At 40.0% G+C, this 2,859-nt stretch carries 2 protein-coding genes; one reads left to right on the forward strand and one right to left on the reverse strand.

Annotated features, from left to right (window positions below):
* The coding region (locus ACR2F7_RS03885) for a histidine kinase dimerization/phospho-acceptor domain-containing protein (RefSeq protein ID WP_432712279.1) at positions 1–426 on the forward strand (426 nt) is incomplete at its 5' end.
* Here the strand turns inward: ACR2F7_RS03885 and ACR2F7_RS03890 are convergent.
* On the reverse strand, positions 419–2,023 hold the full coding sequence (locus tag ACR2F7_RS03890; RefSeq protein WP_432712280.1) for a glycoside hydrolase family 28 protein: 1,605 nt from the start codon (positions 2,021–2,023) through the stop codon (positions 419–421). The two genes, ACR2F7_RS03885 and ACR2F7_RS03890, sit on opposite strands and share 8 nt — an antisense overlap.
* Positions 2,024–2,859 lie beyond the last annotated feature (836 nt).

Here is a 2,859-nt window from a genome sequence, read left to right on the forward strand (position 1 = left end):
TGCAAATCGGCATCAGCAAAAGCCTTTATCAATCCAGAGGAGATCATTCCTGCTGTGGTCAGGAAGTTTGATGGAAAAGGTGGATACGTGATTACACAATGGGAATATAAAGCCCTATTTGATGAACAGCAGCAGCCAGCAGGAGTCTTTTGTATTGGCCATGATATTACCCAATATATGCTAACAAGTACAGAGTTGGAAAACACAAAAGAATCTCTTTCAAAAACACAGCTGACCTTGTCGCAAATGGCCTATGTACAATCGCATGTCATCAGAAAACCCATCGCGAATATCATGGGGCTCACCCTGCTTCTTGAATCATTTGAGATGGACCCCAATATTGAACAAATGATCAACATGATTAAGGAAAGTGCAAAAGAGCTTGACCAGGTGATTAAAGATATCGCGACAAATGCTATTAATTAAGGACTTTTGTCTTTATCTGTCGTGTTTCAGGCTTACAATTGATGAATTTTGGTTTTTCTGAAGTAGAAACCGATAAAATTAGGGTGTCGCTGGGCACTATAAACTGTACATTTTCAAAAGTAAGTTGCTTTACAGCCAGCAAGCTGATGTTGGGATCTTTGGCTTGCACTTTAGCATTTCTTACGGTAAAGCCATTCACATCAACGGCTGTAAAGAGTTTATCAGCTTTGATATCAGCATTTTCGATTAAAACATCCCTTAGTGGTGTTTCTGTAATACCGTTGATTTTCACAAACTGACTGGCACGCTCCACAATAATGTTGCGTGCAACGATATTTTTAAACTCTGGGGTAAGCGAGTTGATCGCTCTTGCTGGAAGCCTGTTGGCTAAGTCGCCCACATGTTGTGCACTACCGAGCATATCCCAGTTAAAAGCAGCACCCGATAAGTTCATTCTAATGCGGTCATAATAAATATGTTCTCCACCCCCACCACGAGGTCTCCTGGTTTTAAAGCGGATACCACTGCCGGTTTCTTCAAAAACACAGTCGTGTACATATAAATTCTTAATCATGCCTGCCGTTTCACTTCCCACCGTGATGGCTCCATGGCCTTCCCTGGCTAAACTAAAACGGATAACAATATTCTCTGATGCTTTGTTGACGCGAATACCATCCTCACCACGACCCGCTTTAATGGTAAAACAATCATCGCCACTGCTTAAGGTACAATATTCTATCAGTACATTTTTGGAGGATTCGATATCTATTCCATCACCACGGGCAATGCCTACAGAATTTACCGTTATGCCGCGAATGATCACTCCCTCACAATAAATAGGGACGATGTTCCAGAAGGCTGTGTTTTCTAAGGACACCCCTTCAATCAGCACGTTTTTGCAATTGATAGGTGAAATAAACATGGGTGGAAGAATTGGACTGTTGTTCTGACCCTCGAAAACCCTTTCAGCTACCGGTTTACGCAGATCCACAAACTCTTCAATCACCTGGGTGGTCATTGTTCGCCGGCGCACAGAACCGTCTTTTGTAGGTCCTATTAAACGTCCTCTACCAGTGATGGCTATATTTTCCTGGCCATTGGCATAAATGCAAGCACCAAGTGACATCACCTCTATCCCCTCGTTACGGGTAAATACAGCGGGAAGGTAATCTTCAATCTCTCCACTAAAATACAGCTCTGCCCCTTCTTCCAAATGCAGGTTGACATTGCTTTTTAAACTAATGCGACCAGTAAGCCATTTCCCTTTTGGAACAATTGCCAGGCCGCCACCCCTTTGATTTAGTTCATCTATGGTTTGCTGAATTTCCTTAGTTGCTTTTACGCCCTCTTTTGCACCAAGCTCCGTAATCCGCTTTTGCAAAGCAGGAAACTGAGGTTTCTTTAATGGAGGCATTGGAAATGGTGCTTTGATAGGCGCAATATGCGCAGGTAAATGTACTGCGCCCACCTGACCTTTGAAAGGTACTGCACTCAACTGATTTTTGGTTGAGTTTTCTTTTTTCAAGGAGCATGAATTTAAAAGTGCCAGCAGAAACAGGAGTGCGTAGTTTATATTTCTGCCAGCGAGATGATTCATTTGTATCGGTTTAAAATTGGTTAGCAAAATGATGAGGAGCGTCAATTGTGCTAAGATCGTTTTCCTCCTTTAAGTTTCCTAGTTGTAAACAATACGTTACTTAGATAAAATCGCGTTTAAAGATAATGTCTGAAAGTTTTTCAATCTATGTATTAATCAATCATTTAGCGGAAATCAGCAAATGACATCATTGTCACAGGCTTTAATAAGAGCATCGCTAATCAGTATGGAAGAGGATTTATATTGATCTGACAGTTTAGTCAAATTGTTCCCGGGCACGGAAATGCACATAGACGAATTGTTGGTCAATGGCACACAGGAGCCTACTATTAGTATTAAAACGCTGTTATTGGAATAAAAAAGTTCAATCCAAAACTTTGCGAGCTAGAGCGTTTAATAATTGACATTTTTCCTTTTGCTGCGATTAATAATTAGCTTTATCAGCTTTAAAATAGATAAACTGATTATAAAAAAACAAACTATATCAACACTAATCACGCATACAGATTTCAATATATGCTTATTGAAGTCAAAGATGAGACTTTGCGGCATTATGAATACCAGAAACATTGCAGTGAGCATATCAAAAAATGCGCTCCAATATGACTTCACAAGACTTTCCATTTGGTTAATATAAGTATTTTGGTGCCAACATCCGAAGCATCTTTAGAATTATCCTCAAAATGATAAATAAGGCCCCTTTAAATTGAGCAAGTTTCGGATTTTATTACAGCTTTGTAATGCCGAAATTTGATGATAAATTCTAAAGCGATGAATGAGCAGCAACAACTGAATTACAACCGCATTGCCGAAGCAATCGAATTCATTAAGGAAAA

Origin of the sequence: Pedobacter sp. (assembly GCF_045628745.1) — a bacterium.
Classification (GTDB): domain Bacteria; phylum Bacteroidota; class Bacteroidia; order Sphingobacteriales; family Sphingobacteriaceae; genus Pedobacter.

Bases quoted from the DNA above. Each gene is read 5' to 3' on its own strand.
- ACR2F7_RS03890 (WP_432712280.1), bottom strand. From the start codon at position 2,023: ATGAATCATCTCGCTGGCAGAAATATAAACTACGCACTCCTGTTTCTG.